This window comes from Streptomyces sp. NPDC004284 (assembly GCF_042874035.1).
Lineage (GTDB): Bacteria > Actinomycetota > Actinomycetes > Streptomycetales > Streptomycetaceae > Streptomyces.
In genome coordinates, this window is the sequence record NZ_JBIAMJ010000001.1 from 1,063,244 (window position 1) to 1,081,193 (window position 17,950).

The window sequence follows — 17,950 nt, forward strand, 5'->3', positions numbered from 1 at the left end:
CCCGGAGGCAGTTGTGGACCGCACCAGACCCCTCCCCCTGCTGCTGGCGGCCTCCCTCGCCGCCGGCGGCCTCCTCGCACTCACCCCCGCCGCCCAGGCCGCCGACGCCGAACTCGCCCGCAACGGCGGCTTCGAGGCCGGCCTCGACGGCTGGACCTGCACGGCGGGCAGCGGCGCCGTCGTCCCGTCACCCGTGCACGGCGGGACGAAGGCGCTCCAGGCGACCCCGGCCGGCAGCGACAACGCCACGTGCTCCCAGACCGTGACGGTGAAGCCCGGCTCCACCTACACGCTCAGTGGTTGGGTGCGCGGCAGCTACGTCTACCTCGGCGCGTCCGGCACCGGCACCACCGACGTCTCCACCTGGACGCCCTCCGCCCCCGACTGGCAGAAGCTCAGCACCACCTTCACCACGGGCGCCTCGACGACCTCGGTCACGATCTCCACCCACGGCTGGTACGGCACTCCCGCCTACCAGGCCGACGACCTCTCCCTGTACGGCCCCGGCGGCGACCCCGTCCAGCTCCCGGCCGCCCCCACCGGCCTCGCGGCGGGCTCCCCGACCTCCACCACCGTGCCGCTCACCTGGACCGCGGTCCCCGGCGCCACCTCCTACAACGTCTACCAGGGGTCCACCAGGATCCAGACGGTCACCGGCACCACGGCCACCGCGACCGGCCTCACGGCCTCCACCCCGTACACCTTCCGGGTCACCGCGGTGAACGCCGCGGGCGAGTCCCCGAAGTCCGCGGCGGTCACCGCGACCACCACCTCCGGCGGCGGAGGCGGCGGGGGCGGCCTCCCCGCGCACGCCCTCGTCGGCTACCTCCACGCGAGCTTCGCCAACGGCTCCGGCTACACCCGCATGGCCGACGTCCCCGACTCCTGGGACGTCATCGACCTCGCCTTCGGCGAACCGACCTCGGTCACGTCGGGGGACATCCGCTTCAGCCTCTGCCCGGTGACGGAGTGCCCGAACGTCGAATCGCCCGCCGACTTCAAGGCGGCGATCAAGGCCAAGCAGGCCGCCGGCAAGAAGGTCCTCATCTCCATCGGCGGCCAGAACGGACAGGTGCAGCTCGCCACCACCGCGGCCCGCGACACCTTCGTCTCCTCCGTCTCGAAGATCATCGACGAGTACGGCCTCGACGGCCTCGACATCGACTTCGAAGGCCACTCGCTGTCGCTCCAGACCGGCGACACGGACTTCCGCAACCCCACCAGCCCGGTCATCGTCAACCTCATCCAGGCGGTCAAGACCCTCAAGGCCAAGTACGGCGCCGAGTTCGTCCTGACGATGGCCCCGGAGACCTTCTTCGTCCAGCTCGGCCACCAGTACTACGGCTCCGGCCCCTGGGGCGGCCAGGACCCGCGCGCCGGCGCCTACCTGCCCGTCATCCACGCCCTGCGCGACGACCTGACCCTGCTCCACGTCCAGGACTACAACTCGGGCTCCATCATGGGCCTCGACAACCAGTACCACTCGATGGGCGGCGCCGACTTCCACATCGCCATGACCGACATGCTCCTCACCGGCTTCCCGGTCGCCGGCAACGCGGACCGCTTCTTCCCGCCCCTGCGCCCCGAGCAGGTCGCCATCGGCCTCCCCGCCTCCACCCAGGCGGGCAACGGCCACACGGCCCCGGCCGAGGTGAACAAGGCCCTGGACTGCCTGACGAAGAAGGCGAACTGCGGCGGCTACCAGACCCACGGCAGCTGGCCGGCCCTGCGCGGCCTGATGACCTGGTCGATCAACTGGGACCGCTACAACCAGGGGGAGTTCAGCCGTAACTTCGACGCGTATACGTGGAGCTGACCCCCAGCACCAGCAACGACAGGCACAGACTGGCGAACACGTCCAGCGGCCAGTGGAAGCCCCGCAGGATCAGCCCGGTCCCCGTCACCGCCGTCAGCAGGGCGGCGACGGGGATCAGGCGGTTCGAGACGAGGAAGGCCGCGCCGAAGTAGGCGACGGCGGCCGTGGCCGTATGCCCCGAGGGGTAGTAGCCCTGCGCCCAGGGCTCCAGCGGCCCCGGACGGGCCGTCCACTCCTTCAGCGGAACCACGAGCAGCGGTACGGCGGCCATGGCGAGGCCCGCGTGGAGGGCGGCGGCCCGGCGGCCGCGCCACACCGCGTACGCCATCGCGCAGGCGAGGACCGGCAGGGCGACCGTCATGTTGCCGAGGTCGGAGGCGAGTTCGGTCAGGCGCCGGGGGACGGAGTCCACCACGGCCCCGGACACCCGCTCGTCGAGCCTGGACAAGGGGCCGTGGACGAGCACCTGCCAGGTCACGACGGCGAGGGCGACGAGCGCCGAGAAGAGAGCCGGCCGCCCTGGAACAGGGGGGGTGGTTCCAGGGCGGCCGAGGGGACCGGGCTGCCGCGCGCCCCGGGGGGTGTGGGGCGGGCGGCCATCCGATCGGTGAGGAGTCCCGGGGCACGAGGCCCCGGCGGTGTGCGCGAAGGCACGGTGCGGACGGGGCTGGGGAGGCTCCGCCCGGGGTGTTTCTCTCATCTGCAGGAACCGTACGTCACGAAAAGGGGGGCCGACAGCGGGAAACGTATCCCACCATCGGCCCCCCACAGAGTCTTCACACGGAGCGTCGGATCCGTGCTCAGGTCCGTACCTGGACCGGCACTCAGATCTGCGCGAGCGCGGCCTCGATGACGTCCAGACCCTCGTTCAGCAGGTCCTCGCCGATGACCAGCGGCGGCAGGAAGCGGAGCACGTTGCCGTAGGTGCCGCAGGTCAGGACGAGCACGCCCTCGTTGTGGCAGTACTTGGCGAGCGCGGCGGCGGCCTCCGCGTGCGGCTCCTTGGTGGCCGGGTCCTTCACCAGCTCGATGGCGATCATGGCGCCGCGGCCGCGGATGTCACCGATGACCGGGAACTTCTCCTGCATGGCGGTGAGGCGGCCCTTCATGACCTCCTCGATGCGCTTGGCCTTGCCGTTGAGGTCGAGCTCCTTCATCGTCTCGATGGCGCCGAGCGCACCGGCGCAGGCCACCGGGTTGCCGCCGTAGGTGCCGCCCAGACCGCCGCCGTGGACGGAGTCCATGATCTCGGCGCGGCCGGTGACGGCGGCGAGCGGCAGACCGCCCGCGATGCCCTTGGCGGTGGTGATGAGGTCCGGGACGATGCCCTCGTCCTCGCAGGCGAACCACTGGCCGGTGCGGCAGAAGCCGGCCTGGATCTCGTCCGCGACGAAGACGATGCCGTTGTCGTTGGCGAACTTCACGATCGCCGGCAGGAAGCCCTTGGCCGGCTCGATGAAGCCGCCCTCGCCGAGGACCGGCTCGATGACGATCGCGGCGACGTTGTCGGCGCCGATCTGCTTGGTGATCTGGTCGATCGCCTGGGCGGCGGCCTCGGGGCCGGCGTTCTCGGCACCGGTGGGCCAGCGGTAGCCGTAGGCGACCGGCACGCGGTAGACCTCGGGCGCGAACGGACCGAAGCCCTGCTTGTACGGCATGTTCTTCGCCGTCATGCCCATGGTGAGGTTGGTGCGGCCGTGGTAGCCGTGGTCGAAGACGACGACGGCCTGGCGCTTGGTGTACGAACGGGCGATCTTCACCGCGTTCTCGACGGCCTCGGCGCCCGAGTTGAACAGCGCGGACTTCTTGGCGTGGTCGCCCGGGGTCAGCTCGGCCAGCGCCTCGCAGACCTCCACGTAACCCTCGTACGGCGTCACCATGAAACAGGTGTGGGTGAAGTCCTGCAGCTGCGCGGAGGCGCGGCGCACGACGGCCTCGGCGGAGGCGCCGACCGAGGTCACGGCGATGCCGGAACCGAAGTCGATCAGCAGGTTGCCGTCGACGTCCTCGATGATGCCGCCGCCGGCCCGCTTCGTGAAGACGGGCAGCGTCGAGCCGACGCCACCGGCGACCGTGTCGAGACGGCGGGCCTGAAGCTCCTGCGACTTCGGACCGGGGATGGCGGTGACGACGCGCCGCTCCTGCGGGACAGCGTTCATGCGGGGCTCCTGGGGGTGTTCTGGACGCACTTGCGGGTTTCCTCCGCAGGCTAGGCGCGGTGGAGGCGGTCAGGCATGCGCCGTTCGGGAGTGGTCACGGGTCTGCCGTTGTCCGCGATGGACATGACGGGCCCTTTCCCACCCGCCCGCCCCCGACCAGCCGCACGGGTGGGTGAAACCCCTCCGGGGAGCTCCGGGCCCACTAGATTGACGATGGCACAGAGACGGCGACCTGGCTGGTCAGGGGGCAGGGGTTCATGGAGACCGACGGTACGTACGAGTCACGCGACACCAGGGGGGGCTCGGTGCCGCCCCCGACGGCGCCGCCGATCGACGGACTGGCCGCGCACCCCGACGCCTCCGCGCACGTGCCGCCGCCGCCGCGCGTGCCGCCACCGCATGCGCCGACGCCTCCGCGCGTGCCGCCGCGGCCGACGGCGGCACCGGGGGCGGCAGCGGCTCCCGACCCCGTGCAGCCGGCCCCCCCGCCCGTCGTCGCCTGGCTCGACGCCCCGCGCCCCGAGGCCGAGCCCGGCATCTGGCGGTTCCGGCACGTGCCACCGCCGCCGCCCAAAGAGGCGCGGAAGCTCGCGCCCGTCACCGTGGCCGGGCTGCTGATCCCGCTGGTGGCGGGACTGCTGATCTGGACGGCCTGGCGGCGTGGCGTGGTCCCCTACCAGTGGATCCCGCTCGCCACGTTCACCCCCTCCGAATGGTGGTACGCCGGGGGCACCTCGCCCCGCGACTGGCACGGCGTGCACGCCCACGTCGTCTACGACGGGGTCTTCTTCGCCGTCCTCCTCTACGCGATCGCCCGCCTCGGAGCCTGGGCCGAACTCTCCCGTCACCTCCTCGCCGACCGCCGCCCGCCCGTGCGCGCCGCGATCACGGCCGGCGCTGCGCTGATCGCCCTGTCGTTCGTCTGGCCGGACGCCTTCCCCGGCGTCGGCTGGGACGCGCTGCCGGTCGTCAAGCCGGTGCTCTCCCTCGTGGTGCTGCTCGGCGGAATCGACGTGCTCAGTTCGCCGTTCCTCGTGTACACCCTGTACGTCCTCATCGACATCGCCGTCCTGTGGCCCTTCGCGCGTCTCGGCGGCTGGCTCGACCTGGTCCGGACATGGCTCAGGTCCCGAACCGCTCCCGCCGCGGACGGCACCCGACCGCCGCTCGACCCGGAGGCGCCTCCGCCCCTCTCGCAGTGGCCCGACCTCAGGGCCGCCGGGGAGTGGCCGGCGGCGGACCTGCTCGCCGCCGAGCTGCACGCCGGACACATGAACGACGTGGACTGCGCGAGGGTCCGCCGGAGCCTGGAGCAGGGGCGTACGTCCGCGGGAGGCCTCGCCTCCTTCGTCGACACCGTGCTGCGCCACGGCGCCGCGGCCGGCGCGCACCCTTCCGGCGACCGCGACCTGCCGGTTCGCGCCGCCACCCACGATCTCCTCGTCGGACAGGTACGCATCGGCCGCTGCGCGGCCGAGGAGCGGAACCCGGCCGCCTACCGGGGCGCGGGCCTCGCCCTCGAACCGGCGGCGCTCGCCACCTCGCTGCTCGTCGTGGGCCCCTCCGGCGCCGGGAAGACCGCGCGCCTGACCGCCCCGATCGTCGAGTCGCTCACCTTGCAGGCCCTCACCGGCGCCTGCGCGGTCGTCGCCGTGGGCACGGCGGACGCACAGCTGGGCCCGGACACCGCGTACGACGTCGTGATCCGTCCGGGTGACCCGGCCTCGCCGTACGACCTCGACCTGTACGCCGGTCTCCCCGACCCCGACGAGGCGGCGGAGCTGCTCGCGGAGGGCCTCGTGGGCGATGTCGAGAACCTCGACACCCGGCGGGCCGCCACCGTCCTCGCCCAGCTCATCGGCCCCTACCGGGCGGCGTACGGCCGCTTCCCGTCCGTGCCGGTCCTCCGTGAACTCCTCGAAGCAGGCCCGGAGGGGCTGACGGCGCTGCTGGACCGGTTGCCGGCCGACGGCGCGTCCGGCATGCGCCGCGAGCTGGAGGCCCGGATCCGGCAGGCCGGCACCGCTGCCGACGTCGGGCCGGCCCTCGCGGACCGCCTGTCACTGCTCGACCGCCCGGCCTTCGCCGAGTTCTTCGGGGCCGACGGGAGCGTCGTACGGCCCTTCTCGCTGAAGTCCGTCGTCCACCACCCGCTGCGGGTCCGGATCAAGTTGCCCGAGCGCGGCCACGAGGAGGCGTCGCGGCTCCTCGCCCGGCTGCTCCTCGCCCAGTTCGTGGCGGCGGCCCGGACGGGCAGCAAGCGTGCGCACTTCGTCTCGCTCGTCCTCGACGACGCAACCGGCGCACTCACCACGGGGACCGTCCGCTCCCTCCAGCGGCTGCGCCCGCACAACGCCGGCGTCGTCCTCGGGATCCGTACCCTCGGCGAGGTGCCCGAGGCCCTGCACGGCCCGCTGCTCGGCGCCGTCGGATGCAGGGTGGCTCTCTCGGGCATCACCACCTGGGACGGCCGGGGCTTCGCCGAGACCTGGGGGAAGGAGTGGGTGGAGACCACCGAGGTGGCGCACCACACGGTCTTCGCCGCCCAGCCGATGACCCGGTTCATCCACTTCCTGCGCAAGAAGATCACCGGCCGGGCCGTCACCACCGACGCCGTCACGACCCGGAAGGTCGAGCGCGAGCGGTGGTCCGCGTCCGAACTCGCCCACTCCGTGCCGCCCGGTCACGCCGTCGTGTCGCTGACCACGGTCCAGGGCGCGCACACGCCACCGGTCCTGGTCGACCTCCGCGGCTGAGCACCCACCCCCCACCCCTGGCACAATCGGGGACGCCGCTCAACTGAGCGGCGCCTCCCCGCCGCCGGGTACGGTTTCGGCCGTGCGCGGTCCTCGCTCAAAGGTTCGACGGTCCCCAATGCCGCCCACCCTCGCCTCGCTCGTGCACCACTCCGCCCTCAAGCTCATCGTCCGTGCGGGTGAGGACCGCCTCGACACCCCGGTCCGCTGGGCGCATGTCAGTGAGCTCGCCGATCCCGTTCCGTACATGGAGGGGGGCGAGCTGCTTCTGACGACCGCGCTCACGCTGGACGCGGAGGATCTGGAGGCGATGCGCCGGTATGTGCGGCGGCTGCTCGGGGCGGGGGTGGTCGGGCTCGGGTTCGCCGTGGGGGTGAACTACGAGGAGATTCCGCCGGCGCTGCTGGCGGCGGCGCGCGAGGAGCATCTGCCGCTGTTGGAGGTGCCGCGCAGGACGCCGTTCCTGGCCATCAGCAAGGCCGTGTCGGCGGCCATCTCCGCCGACCAGTACCGGGCCGTGACGGCCGGTTTCGAGGCGCAGCGCGAGCTGACGAGGGCCGCGCTCGCGGAGGGGCCCGAGGCCGTCGTCGCCCGGCTCGCGGCGCATGTCGACGGCTGGGCGGCGCTGTACGACGCCTCCGGCTCCGTCGTCGCCGTCTCGCCCGAATGGGCGGCGCGGCGGGCCGCCCGGCTCACCCCGGACGTGGAGCGGCTGCGCGAGCGGCCCGCGCCCGCCAGCGCGGTCGTCGGCGGTACGGACGACCGCGTCGAGCTCCAGTCCCTCGGCACCGGGCGCAGGGTGCGCGGCGCCCTCGCGGTCGGCACGGGCGCGCCCCTGGGCACGGCCGAGCGGTACGCGGTGCATTCGGCGATCGCCCTGCTCACCCTCACGACGGAACGCTCCCGCTCGCTCCAGGCGGCGGAACAGCGGCTCGGCGCGGCGGTGCTGCGGATGATGCTCGCGGGGCAGGCGGAGCACGCGCGCGCGGTGGCGGGGGACGTGTACGGCGGGCTGCTCGACGCCCCCTACCGGCTGCTCGTCGCCGAGCCCGCCGGGGGAGAGCCGGCGGGGGAGCCGCCGCTGCCGGTGCTCGCCGAGGCCCTGGAGGCCGCCGCCGCCCGCGCGGGCGAGGCGGTGCTCACCGTCGCCGAGAGCGGGCGGCGGCTCGTCGTCCTCGCCGGTGACGGTGGCGCGGTCGTCGCCGCCTGCGAGGGGTACGCGGAGCGGGAGGCGGAGGAGGCCGGTGTCGTCGTGGGCCTCTCGGCCCCGGCGGGCCCGAGCGCCGCGGCAGCCGCGTACAAGCAGGCCGAGCAGGCCCTCTCGGTCGCCCGGCGGCGGGGCAGGGCGCTCGTCGAGCACGAGGACGTGGCGGCGGGCTCGGTGCTTCCGCTGCTCGCCGACGACGCCGTCCGGGCCTTCGCCGACGGGATGCTCCGCGCGCTGCGGGAGCACGACGCGACCGGCCGCGGCGACCTGGTGGCCTCGCTGCGCGCCTGGCTCTCCCGGCACGGCCAGTGGGACGCGGCGGCGGCGGACCTGGGCGTCCACCGGCACACGCTGCGCTACCGGATGCGCCGGGTGGAGGAGATCCTCGGCCGGTCCCTGGACGACCCGGACGTGCGGATGGAGCTGTGGCTGGCGCTGAAGGCCACGGGTGAGGGCGCGGAGCAGCTCTGAGTTCCCGGCGCGCGCCGTTCCCGGTCCGTGCCGTTCCCGGTCCGTGCCGTCGTCAGTCCACGCCGTCGTCGGTCCACGCCGTCGTCGGTCCACGCCGTCGTCAGTCCACGCGGTTGTCACCGGTGTCGCCGGACCGCCGCACGCTCCTGCGCTGTTCGGCGCGCACCACCTCACCGCCGAGCAGCGTCAGGGTGGCCACCGCGCGCACCCAGCGGGGGCCGCCCCGCGATGCCCACACCACGCAGCCGCAGCCGGCGACGGCGAGGACCAGGACTCCGATCAGTACGTAAAGGATCATGCTTCCCCCTGGGGTCGTACGGTCCCGGTCATCCTTCCATTCCTCCCTCCCTCCCTCCATCCCCCTCCATCCCCCTCCATCCCCCTCCATCCCTCCCCTTCTCCGCAAGGCTGCCGGGCGCCTCCGAGCCGTCCGAATTCCGCTGACCCTGCCCGAATCCGGGCAGTTTTCTTGGCTGTTGGGGCCCATCCTTCATACTCTCCTGTCCATGACAAGCCCCGCCGCCGATCCGGCCTCCCCCGAAACCCGTACCGCCACCACCACCGTCACCGCCACCGATTCCGCCACCGCTTCCCCCGCCCCCGCCCGCCGGATCACCGGTGCCGTCTGGGCCGCGCTCGGCATCGTGTACGTCGTCTGGGGGTCCACGTACCTCGGGATCCGGATCGTCGTCGAGACCCTCCCGCCGTTCCTCTCCGGCGGTGCCCGCTTCATCACCGCCGGCCTGCTGCTCGCCGCGATCGTCGCCTGGCGGCAGGGCCCCGCCGCCCTCAGGGTCACCCGCCGGGAACTCGGCTCCGCCGCCCTCGTCGGCCTGCTCCTCATCCTCGGCGGCAACGGCCTCGTCGTCCTCGCGGAGACCTCCATACCCTCCGGCCTCGCCGCGCTCCTCGTCGCGGCCGTCCCCGTCTGGGTCGTCCTGCTCCGCACGGTCCTCGGCGACCGCCCCGGTCCCGGCGCCTTCGGCGGCGTCCTGCTCGGCTTCGCGGGCCTCGGCGTCCTCACCGTCCCGGGTCTGAGCGGCGAGGTGAAGATCGGCGGCGTCGTGCTCGTCCTCGTCGCGGCCCTGTGCTGGTCGGCCGGATCCGTCTCCTCCGCCCGGCTCCCGATGCCCGCCAACCCCTTCACCGCGAGCGTGTACGAGATGCTGGCCGGCGGCCTCGCCGCGCTCGCCCTCGGTCTCGTGCGCGGCGAACACCAGGGCCTCGACCTCGGCGCCGTCTCCGGCCGTTCCTGGGCCGCCCTCGCGTACCTCGTCGTCTTCGGCTCGCTCATCGCCTTCACCGCGTACGCCTGGCTCCTCCAGGCCGCCCCGGTCTCCCTCGCCGCCACCTACGCCTACGTCAACCCGGTCGTCGCCGTCCTCCTCGGCGCCCTCGTCCTGAACGAGGCCCTGACCTGGCCGATCCTGCTCGGCGGCGCGATCGTCGTCGGCGGAGTCTGTCTGATCGTGTCGACCGAGCGACGCGGATGACCACGCGTCCTCCCGTACGCGGATGACCCGCGTCCTCCGCCGTTCGGGCACGGGTGACCGTCCCTCACGCTCCGTCCGCTTCGGCCGAAGCGGACAGAGCCGCCACCCCCACTACTCCATACCGGACAAGCCCGCGCCCGCCGCCCCGGCCCTAACGTGTCACCAGAGCAATCGCTCGCTCCCCGAAACGGAAAGGGCCGGGACGCAATGACGACCACCCACGCCTTCTGGCTCGCCGGCCGCGAGGCCACCGGCGACGCCACCTTCGACGTCACGAACTCGTACGACGGACGTCTGGTCGGCAAGGTCAGCGTGCCCACCGAGGCCCAGGTCGAGGAGGCCGTGGCCGCCGCGTACGCCGTCGTCGACGAGTTCGCCGCCACCCCGGCGCACGTCCGCGCCGCCGCCCTCGACCACGTGTCGAAGCGGCTCGCCGAGCGCACCGAGGAGATCGCCCTGCTGATCTCCGCCGAGAACGGCAAGCCCATCAAGTGGGCCCGCGGCGAGGTCGGCCGTGCCGTCTCCGTCTTCCGTTTCGCCGCCGAGGAGACCCGCCGCTGGAACGCCGGCGAGGCCCAGCGCCTGGACACCGAGGCCGGCGGCGTGGGCCGCCTCGCCCTCACCCGCCGCATCCCCAAGGGCGTCGTCCTCGGCATCGCGCCGTTCAACTTCCCGCTGAACCTCGGCGCCCACAAGGTCGCCCCGGCCATCGCCGTCGGTGCCCCGATCATCCTCAAGCCGGCCCCGGCCACCCCGATCTCCTCCCTGATCCTGGGCGAGATCCTGGCCGAGACCGACCTGCCGGCCGGCTCCTGGTCCGTCCTGCCGGTCCCGAACGACCGCATGCCCGCCCTCGTCCAGGACGAGCGCCTCCCCGTCATCTCCTTCACCGGCTCCGACAAGGTCGGCTACGCCATCCAGCAGTCGGTGCCGCACAAGCACTGCACCCTGGAGCTCGGCGGCAACGCCGCGGCCGTCGTCCTGCCCGACTGGTCCTCCGAGGCCGACCTGGACTGGGCCGCGACCCGCATGGCGACCTTCTCCAACTACCAGGGCGGCCAGTCCTGCATCTCCGTGCAGCGCGTGATCGCCGACGCCTCGGTCTACGACCGCCTGGTGCCGAAGATCGTCGCCGCCGTCGAGGCGCAGGTCACCGGTGACCCGGCGGACGACGCCACCGACGTCGGCCCGCTCGTCGACGAGGCCGCCGCCAAGCGCGTCGAGTCCTGGGTCGACGAGGCCGTCGCGGCCGGCGCCAAGCTCCTCGCCGGTGGCAAGCGCGAGGGCGCGACCTACGCCCCGACCGTCCTCACCGACCTCCCGGCCGACGTCACCCTGGCCCGCGCCGAGGTCTTCGGCCCGGTCCTGACGATCGCCAAGGTCGACGGCGAGGCCGAGGCCTTCGCCGCGGTCAACGACTCGGACTTCGGCCTCCAGGCGGGCGTCTTCACCCACGACCTGCAGACCGCCTTCCGCGCCCACCGCGCCCTGGAGGTCGGCGGCGTGATCGTCGGCGACGTCCCCTCGTACCGCGCCGACCAGATGCCGTACGGCGGTGCCAAGCGTTCCGGCGTGGGTCGAGAGGGCGTCAAGTACGCCATGGATGACTACACCTACGAGCGCGTGCTCGTCCTGACGGGCCTCGCCCTGTAAGGCGTACGCCTCCGAGAGACCAGGCGGTCCGAGCCCACTGTGCGGGGGCTCGGGCCGTCTTTCGTCATGCCACGGGGGAGTCGTCGAGGCGGATCACCTCGGCCGGCCCCGCGCGGAAGGCCTTGTTCGCGGCGTCGGCCGCGGCCATGTGCGGGGCGGCGTCGTGCGCGGCGAGGGCCTCGGCCGAGGCCCAGCGCTCGATCAGGGCGAAGCGGTCGGGGTCGTCGGCCACCCGGTGCAGGTCGTACCGCAGGCAGCCCTCCTCCGCCCGCACGAGGGGCGCGAGCGCCTCGAAGGCGGCGACCTGTTCCGCACCCCGGCCGGGCTGCGTGGTGACGAGGACGATGAGCTTGATCGGCTGAGACATGCCGCGGACCCTACGCGCGGCCCCCGCGGGACGGTCGGAGCGTCTCACCAGGAGGACATGCCCGGAGGGATCGCCTCCTCTTTCCGGACCGGGCGGAATCGGGTACGACGGACAGGAAGCCCCAGGAGGTGGAGATGTCCGCACCCGCCCAGCGGCCCAAGGTCACCGAGCGCGAGGCCCGGCAGGTCGCCGAGGCCGCCCGCGAGCGGGACTGGCGCAGGCCCAGCTTCGCGAAGGAGCTGTTCCTCGGCCGCTTCCGCCTCGACCTCGTCCACCCGCACCCGCTCCCCGCCGCCGAGGACGTCCGCCGCGGCGAGGCCTTCCTCGCCGCCCTCCGCGACTTCTGCGAGACCCGGATCGACGGCGCCCGCATCGAGCGCGAGGCCCGCATCCCCGACGAGACGATCACCGGACTCAAGGAGCTCGGCGCCCTCGGGATGAAGATCGACCCGAAGTACGGCGGGCTCGGCCTCACCCAGCTGTACTACAACCGCGCCCTCGCCCTCGTCGGCTCCGCCAGCCCCGCCGTCGGTGCCCTGCTCTCCGCGCATCAGTCGATCGGCGTACCGCAGCCGCTGAAACTCTTCGGCACCCAGGAGCAGAAGGACGCCTTCCTGCCCCGGCTCGCCCGCACCGACCTCTCCGCCTTCCTGCTCACCGAGCCCGACGTCGGCTCCGATCCGGCCCGGCTCGCCACCAGCGCCGTGCCCGACGGGGACGACGCCTACGTCCTCGACGGCGTGAAGCTGTGGACCACCAACGGGGTCGTCGCCGACCTCCTCGTCGTCATGGCCCGCGTCCCCGCCTCCGAAGGGCACCCCGGCGGCATCACCGCCTTCGTCGTCGAGGCCGACGCCCCCGGCATCACCGTCGAGCACCGCAACGCCTTCATGGGCCTGCGCGGCCTGGAGAACGGCGTCACCCGCTTCCACCGCGTCCGGGTCCCCGCGTCCCACCGCATCGGCCCCGAGGGCGCCGGCCTCAAGATCGCCCTCACCACCCTCAACACCGGCCGCCTCTCCCTCCCCGCCACCTGCGCGGGCGCCGCCAAGTGGTGCCTGAAGATCGCCCGCGAGTGGTCGGGGGAGCGCGAGCAGTGGGGCAGGCCCGTCGGCCGCCACGAGGCCGTCGGCACCAAGATCTCCTTCATCGCGGCCACCGCCTTCGCCCTGGAGGCCGTCGTCGACCTCGCCTCCCAACTGGCCGACGAGGACCGCAACGACATCCGCATCGAGGCCGCCCTCGCCAAGCTGTACGGCTCCGAGAAGGCCTGGCTGATCGCCGACGAACTCGTCCAGATCCGCGGCGGACGCGGCTACGAGACCGCCGACTCGCTCGCCGCCCGCGGCGAACGGGCCGTCCCCGCCGAACAGCTCCTGCGCGACCTGCGGATCAACCGGATCTTCGAGGGCTCGACCGAGATCATGCACCTGCTGATCGCCCGCGAGGCCGTCGACGCCCACCTCTCCGTCGCAGGGGACCTCATCGACCCCGAGAAGTCCCTCGCCGACAAGGCGAGGGCGGGGGCCCGGGCAGGGGGCTTCTACGCCCGCTGGCTCCCCGGGCTCGTCACCGGCGCCGGACAGCTCCCCGGTGCGTACGGCGAGTTCGGCGGCCTCGCGGGCCACCTCCGGTACGTCGAGCGGACCTCCCGCAGGCTCGCCCGGTCCACCTTCTACGCGATGTCCCGCTGGCAGGGCCGCATGGAGCTCAAGCAGGCCTTCCTCGGGCGGATCGTCGACATCGGGGCGGAGCTCTTCGCGATGAGCGCGGCCTGCGTACGGGCCGAACTCCTCCGCACCACCGGGGAGCACGGCCCCGAGGCCCACCAGCTGGCGGACGCCTTCTGCCGCCAGGCCCGCCTCCGCGTCGACGAACTCTTCACCCGCCTCTGGTCCAACACGGACGACCTCGACCGGCGCGTCGTCGACGGCGTCCTCGCCGGCCGCTACACATGGCTGGAGGCGGGCATCGTGGACCCGAGCGGCGAGGGCCCCTGGATCGCGGAGGCGGCCCCGGGACCGTCCACGGAGGAGAACGTCCACCGCACGATCTCCTAGCACGTTCCGCCATGCGGAACGATCCCCCGCACGGGTGGCGCGGCCCGACACAATGGCCCCGTGACCCTCATCGACATCCCCGGCTCCAAGTCCGTCACCGCCCGCGCGCTCTTCCTCGCCGCCGCCGCGGAGGGCACCACCACCCTCCTGCGCCCGCTCGTCTCCGACGACACCGAGGGCTTCGCCGAGGGCCTCACCGCCCTCGGCTACGGCGTCCGCCGCGAGCCCGACGCCTGGCACATCGAGGGCCGCCCCGCCGGGCCGGGGGTCGCCGACGCCGAGGTGTACTGCCGGGACGGCGCCACCACCGCCCGTTTCCTGCCGACCCTGGCCGCCGCCGGCCACGGCACCTACCGCTTCGACGCCTCCGCGCAGATGCGCCGCCGGCCCCTCGGCCCGCTCAGCACCGCCCTGCGCGAGCTCGGCGTCGACCTGCGGCACGCCGGGAAGGACGGCCACCACCCGCTCAGCGTCCACGCCGCCGGCGTGAAGGGCGGCGCGCTCACCCTCGACGCCGGGCAGTCCTCCCAGTACCTGACGGCCCTGCTGATGCTGGGCCCGCTCACCACCGAGGGCCTCGACATCACCGTCACGGACCTGGTCTCGGAGCCGTACGTCGAGATCACGCTCGCGATGATGCGGGCCTTCGGGGCCGAGATCCGGCAGGAGGGGCGCACCTACGAGGTCGCCCCCACCGGCTATCGGGCGCGGACGTACGGGATCGAGCCCGACGCCTCCACCGCCAGCTACTTCTTCGCCGCCGCGGCCCTCGAACCGGGCCGCTCCGTCACCGTCCCCGGCCTCGGGACCGGCGCCCTCCAGGGCGACCTGGCCTTCGTCGACGTGCTGCGCCGCATGGGCGCCGACGTCGAGATCACCGACACGGCGACGACCGTCCGCTCCACCGGCACCCTGCGCGGACTCACCGTCAACATGCGGGACATCTCCGACACCATGCCGACCCTGGCCGCGATCGCGCCCTTCGCCGACGGGCCCGTCCGCATCGAGGACGTCGCCAACACCCGGGTCAAGGAATGCGACCGGCTCGACGCCTGCGCCGAGAACCTCCGCCGCCTCGGCATCACCGTCGAGACCGGACCCGACTGGATCGAGATCCACCCCGGCACCCCGGCCGGCCCCGTCGAGATCGCCACCCACGGCGACCACCGGATCGTCATGTCCTTCGCGGTCACCGCGCTGCGCACCCCCGGGATCACCTTCGACGACCCCGGCTGCGTGAAGAAGACCTTCCCCGACTTCCACCAGGTTTTCCACAGGTACGCCCACACCGCGTGAAGACCGCACAGGCTTTGCGGCAAGAATGGGGGGCATGAGCGACCGCCCCTCTCCTCTCGCCGATCCGCACATCGCCTTCGACGTGTCCGAAGGACGCCGGGACATCGTCGTCCTCGGCTCGACCGGATCCATCGGCACCCAGGCCATCGACCTCGTCCTGCGCAACCCCGACCGCTTCCGGGTCACCGCCCTGGCCGCCTCCGGCGGCCGGGTCGGGCTGCTCGCCGAGCAGGCGCACCGGCTGAAGGTCGCCGCGGTCGCCGTGGCCCGCGAGGAGGCGCTGCCCGAGCTGCGCGAGGCGCTGACGGCGCTGTACGGCTCCGAGCCGCTCCCCGAGCTGCTCGCGGGCCCCGACGCCGCCACCCAGCTGGCCGCCTCCCCGTGCCACACCGTCCTCAACGGCATCACCGGCTCCATCGGCCTCGCGCCCACCCTCGCCGCCCTCGAAGCCGGCCGCACCCTCGCCCTCGCCAACAAGGAGTCGCTGATCGTCGGCGGCCCCCTGGTCAAGGCGCTCGCCAAGCCGGGCCAGATCATCCCGGTCGACTCCGAGCACGCGGCCCTCTTCCAGGCGCTCGCCGCCGGCACCCGCGCCGACGTCCGCAAGCTGGTCGTGACGGCCTCCGGCGGCCCCTTCCGCGGCCGTACGCGCGAGCAGCTGGCCCATGTCACCCGCGAGGACGCGCTCGCCCACCCGACCTGGGCGATGGGCCCGGTGATCACGGTCAACAGCGCGACCCTGGTGAACAAGGGCCTGGAGGTCATCGAGGCCCACCTGCTCTACGACATCCCGTTCGACCGCATCGAGGTCGTCGTCCACCCGCAGTCGTACGTCCACTCGATGGTCGAGTTCACGGACGGCTCCACGCTCGCCCAGGCCACCCCGCCGGACATGCGCGGCCCGATCGCCATCGGCATCGGCTGGCCCGAGCGCGTCCCGGACGCGGCCCCCGCCTTCGACTGGACCAAGGCCTCCACCTGGGAGTTCTTCCCGCTCGACACCGAGGCCTTCCCGTCCGTCGGCCTGGCCCGGCACGTGGGCGAACTGGGCGGCACCGCCCCGGCCGTCTTCAACGCGGCGAACGAGGAGTGCGTCGAGGCGTTTCTCGCCGGACGGCTGCCGTTCAACGGAATCATGGATACGGTCACCGCTGTCGTCACCGAGCACGGAAAGCCCAGCCGGGGAACCTCGCTCACGGTGTCGGACGTCCTCGAAGCGGAGACCTGGGCGCGAGCCCGGGCCCGAGAGCTCGCAGCGAAGGCAACAGCGGAGGCCCGCGCATGACCGAAATGCTCCTGTACGCCCTGGGCATCGTGCTGTTCGCCCTCGGCCTCCTCGTCTCCATCGCGTGGCACGAGCTCGGCCACCTCTCCACGGCCAAGCTCTTCGGCATCCGCGTGCCGCAGTACATGGTCGGCTTCGGCCCCACGATCTGGTCGAAGAAGCGCGGCGACACCGAGTACGGCATCAAGGCCATCCCCGCCGGCGGCTACATCCGCATGATCGGCATGTTCCCGCCCGGCGAGGACGGCAAGATCGAGGCCCGCTCCACCTCGCCCTGGCGCTCGATGATCGAGGACGCCCGCGAGGCCTCGTACGAGGAGCTCGAACCCGGCGACGAGACGCGACTGTTCTACACGCGCAAGCCGTGGAAGCGCGTCATCGTGATGTTCGCCGGACCGTTCATGAACCTGGTCCTGGCGGCGGCGCTGTTCTTCGGCTCGATGATGACGATCGGCACCGCGGGGCAGACGACCCAGGTCGCCGGCGTCCAGAAGTGCGTCATCAAGCAGAGCGAGAAGCGCGACACCTGCAAGGCGGGCGACCCGGTCTCCCCGGCGTACAAGGCCGGTCTGCGGGAAGGCGACAAGATCGTCGCCTTCAACGGCACGCCGGTGTCCGACTGGGACACCCTCTCCGACCACATCCGCGACACCATCGGCCCCGCGACGGTCACCGTCGAGCGGGCCGGACAGCGCCTCGACCTGCACCCCGTCCTCGTCCCCAACGTGGTGCCGAAGAAGGACGCGGACGGCAAGGTCGTCCAGCCGGCGCAGTACACCAAGGCCGGCTACCTCGGCTTCGCCTCCAAGACCGAGATCGCGCCGCTCACCTTCGGCGAGACCACCGATCGCATGACCGAGCTCATGGAGAACGGCGTCCACTCGGTGATCGCCCTCCCGGGCAAGATCCCCGGCCTGTGGGACGCCACCTTCGGGGACGGCGAGCGCGCCGAGGACTCGCCGGTGGGCGTCGTCGGCGCCGCCCGCATCACCGGCGAGCTGATGACCGTCGAGGCCCCGCCGACGACGATCCTCGTGATGTTCATGAACCTGCTGGTCATGTTCAACGTCTCGCTGTTCCTGTTCAACATGCTCCCGCTGCTGCCGCTCGACGGCGGCCACATCGCGGGCGCCCTGTGGGAGTCCCTGCGCCGTCACGTCGCCCGGATCTTCAAGCGCCCCGACCCCGGCCCGTTCGACGTGGCCAAGCTGATGCCCGCCGCCTACGTGGTGGCCGGCGTGTTCGTCTGTTTCACGCTGCTCGTCCTCGCCGCCGACATCGTCAACCCGGTGAAGATCACGTAGCCCGCAGGGGGGCCGGACCCGGTGGTGTCCGGCCCCCCGCCCCCGGGGCGGTAACCTCGGAGACCTGAGCCCGCCGACGCACA

Annotated in this window: 13 protein-coding genes; 9 read left to right on the top strand and 4 right to left on the bottom strand. The window is 73.0% G+C overall.

Annotated elements, in window-relative coordinates; all coding sequences use genetic code 11:
- Window positions 1-13 precede the first annotated feature (13 nt).
- Entirely contained in the window at window positions 14-1,816 is a 1,803-nt protein-coding gene (locus tag ACFYUS_RS04935; protein ID WP_388845845.1) for a chitinase, read from the top strand.
- On the opposite strand, the gene ACFYUS_RS04940 is transcribed toward ACFYUS_RS04935, so the two are convergent.
- Both ACFYUS_RS04940 and gabT read right to left on the bottom strand, forming a co-directional pair.
- Window positions 1,782-2,516, bottom strand: a complete 735-nt coding sequence (locus ACFYUS_RS04940) for a phosphatase PAP2 family protein (RefSeq protein ID WP_388845848.1) — start codon at window positions 2,514-2,516, stop codon at window positions 1,782-1,784. The two genes, ACFYUS_RS04935 and ACFYUS_RS04940, sit on opposite strands and share 35 nt — an antisense overlap.
- A gap of 124 nt (window positions 2,517-2,640) precedes the next feature.
- Window positions 2,641-3,975: a 4-aminobutyrate--2-oxoglutarate transaminase gene (gene gabT / locus ACFYUS_RS04945; RefSeq protein ID WP_388845851.1), complete on the bottom strand. Its 1,335-nt coding sequence runs from the start codon at window positions 3,973-3,975 to the stop codon at window positions 2,641-2,643.
- Between the two features lie 257 nt (window positions 3,976-4,232).
- Here gabT and ACFYUS_RS04950 point away from each other — a divergent pair, with 257 nt between their 5' ends.
- Both ACFYUS_RS04950 and ACFYUS_RS04955 read left to right on the top strand, forming a co-directional pair.
- On the top strand, window positions 4,233-6,731 hold the full coding sequence (locus ACFYUS_RS04950; protein ID WP_388845854.1) for an ATP/GTP-binding protein: 2,499 nt from the start codon (window positions 4,233-4,235) through the stop codon (window positions 6,729-6,731).
- Between the two features lie 118 nt (window positions 6,732-6,849).
- Complete coding sequence (locus ACFYUS_RS04955) at window positions 6,850-8,409, top strand: PucR family transcriptional regulator (protein WP_388845856.1); 1,560 nt, start codon at window positions 6,850-6,852, stop codon at window positions 8,407-8,409.
- A 100-nt stretch (window positions 8,410-8,509) separates the two neighbouring features.
- Here the strand turns inward: ACFYUS_RS04955 and ACFYUS_RS04960 are convergent, their stop codons facing one another.
- On the bottom strand, window positions 8,510-8,707 hold the full coding sequence (locus ACFYUS_RS04960) for a hypothetical protein (RefSeq protein ID WP_388845859.1): 198 nt from the start codon (window positions 8,705-8,707) through the stop codon (window positions 8,510-8,512).
- A gap of 208 nt (window positions 8,708-8,915) precedes the next feature.
- Between ACFYUS_RS04960 and ACFYUS_RS04965 the strand changes: the two genes are divergently transcribed.
- Complete coding sequence (locus tag ACFYUS_RS04965; RefSeq protein ID WP_388845862.1) at window positions 8,916-9,902, top strand: EamA family transporter; 987 nt, start codon at window positions 8,916-8,918, stop codon at window positions 9,900-9,902.
- Window positions 9,903-10,109: 207 nt separating this feature from the next.
- Entirely contained in the window at window positions 10,110-11,555 is a 1,446-nt protein-coding gene (locus ACFYUS_RS04970; RefSeq protein ID WP_388845865.1) for an aldehyde dehydrogenase family protein, read from the top strand.
- A gap of 64 nt (window positions 11,556-11,619) precedes the next feature.
- On the opposite strand, the gene ACFYUS_RS04975 is transcribed toward ACFYUS_RS04970, so the two are convergent.
- Entirely contained in the window at window positions 11,620-11,922 is a 303-nt protein-coding gene (locus tag ACFYUS_RS04975; protein WP_388845868.1) for a putative quinol monooxygenase, read from the bottom strand.
- 134 nt (window positions 11,923-12,056) lie between these two features.
- Here ACFYUS_RS04975 and ACFYUS_RS04980 point away from each other — a divergent pair, with 134 nt between their 5' ends.
- Genes ACFYUS_RS04980 through ACFYUS_RS04995 form a run of 4 tightly spaced genes read left to right on the top strand, consistent with a single transcriptional unit; the run spans window position 12,057 to window position 17,867 of the window.
- Window positions 12,057-13,982, top strand: coding sequence for an acyl-CoA dehydrogenase family protein (locus ACFYUS_RS04980; RefSeq protein ID WP_388845871.1), 1,926 nt, complete (start codon window positions 12,057-12,059; stop codon window positions 13,980-13,982).
- Window positions 13,983-14,042: 60 nt separating this feature from the next.
- Entirely contained in the window at window positions 14,043-15,278 is a 1,236-nt protein-coding gene (gene aroA, locus ACFYUS_RS04985) for a 3-phosphoshikimate 1-carboxyvinyltransferase (protein WP_388845874.1), read from the top strand.
- A 34-nt stretch (window positions 15,279-15,312) separates the two neighbouring features.
- Complete coding sequence (dxr, locus tag ACFYUS_RS04990) at window positions 15,313-16,563, top strand: 1-deoxy-D-xylulose-5-phosphate reductoisomerase (protein WP_388845878.1); 1,251 nt, start codon at window positions 15,313-15,315, stop codon at window positions 16,561-16,563.
- Window positions 16,560-17,867, top strand: a complete 1,308-nt coding sequence (locus tag ACFYUS_RS04995; RefSeq protein WP_388845881.1) for a M50 family metallopeptidase — start codon at window positions 16,560-16,562, stop codon at window positions 17,865-17,867. The genes dxr and ACFYUS_RS04995 overlap by 4 nt, the downstream gene beginning before the upstream one ends.
- Window positions 17,868-17,950: the final 83 nt, after the last annotated feature.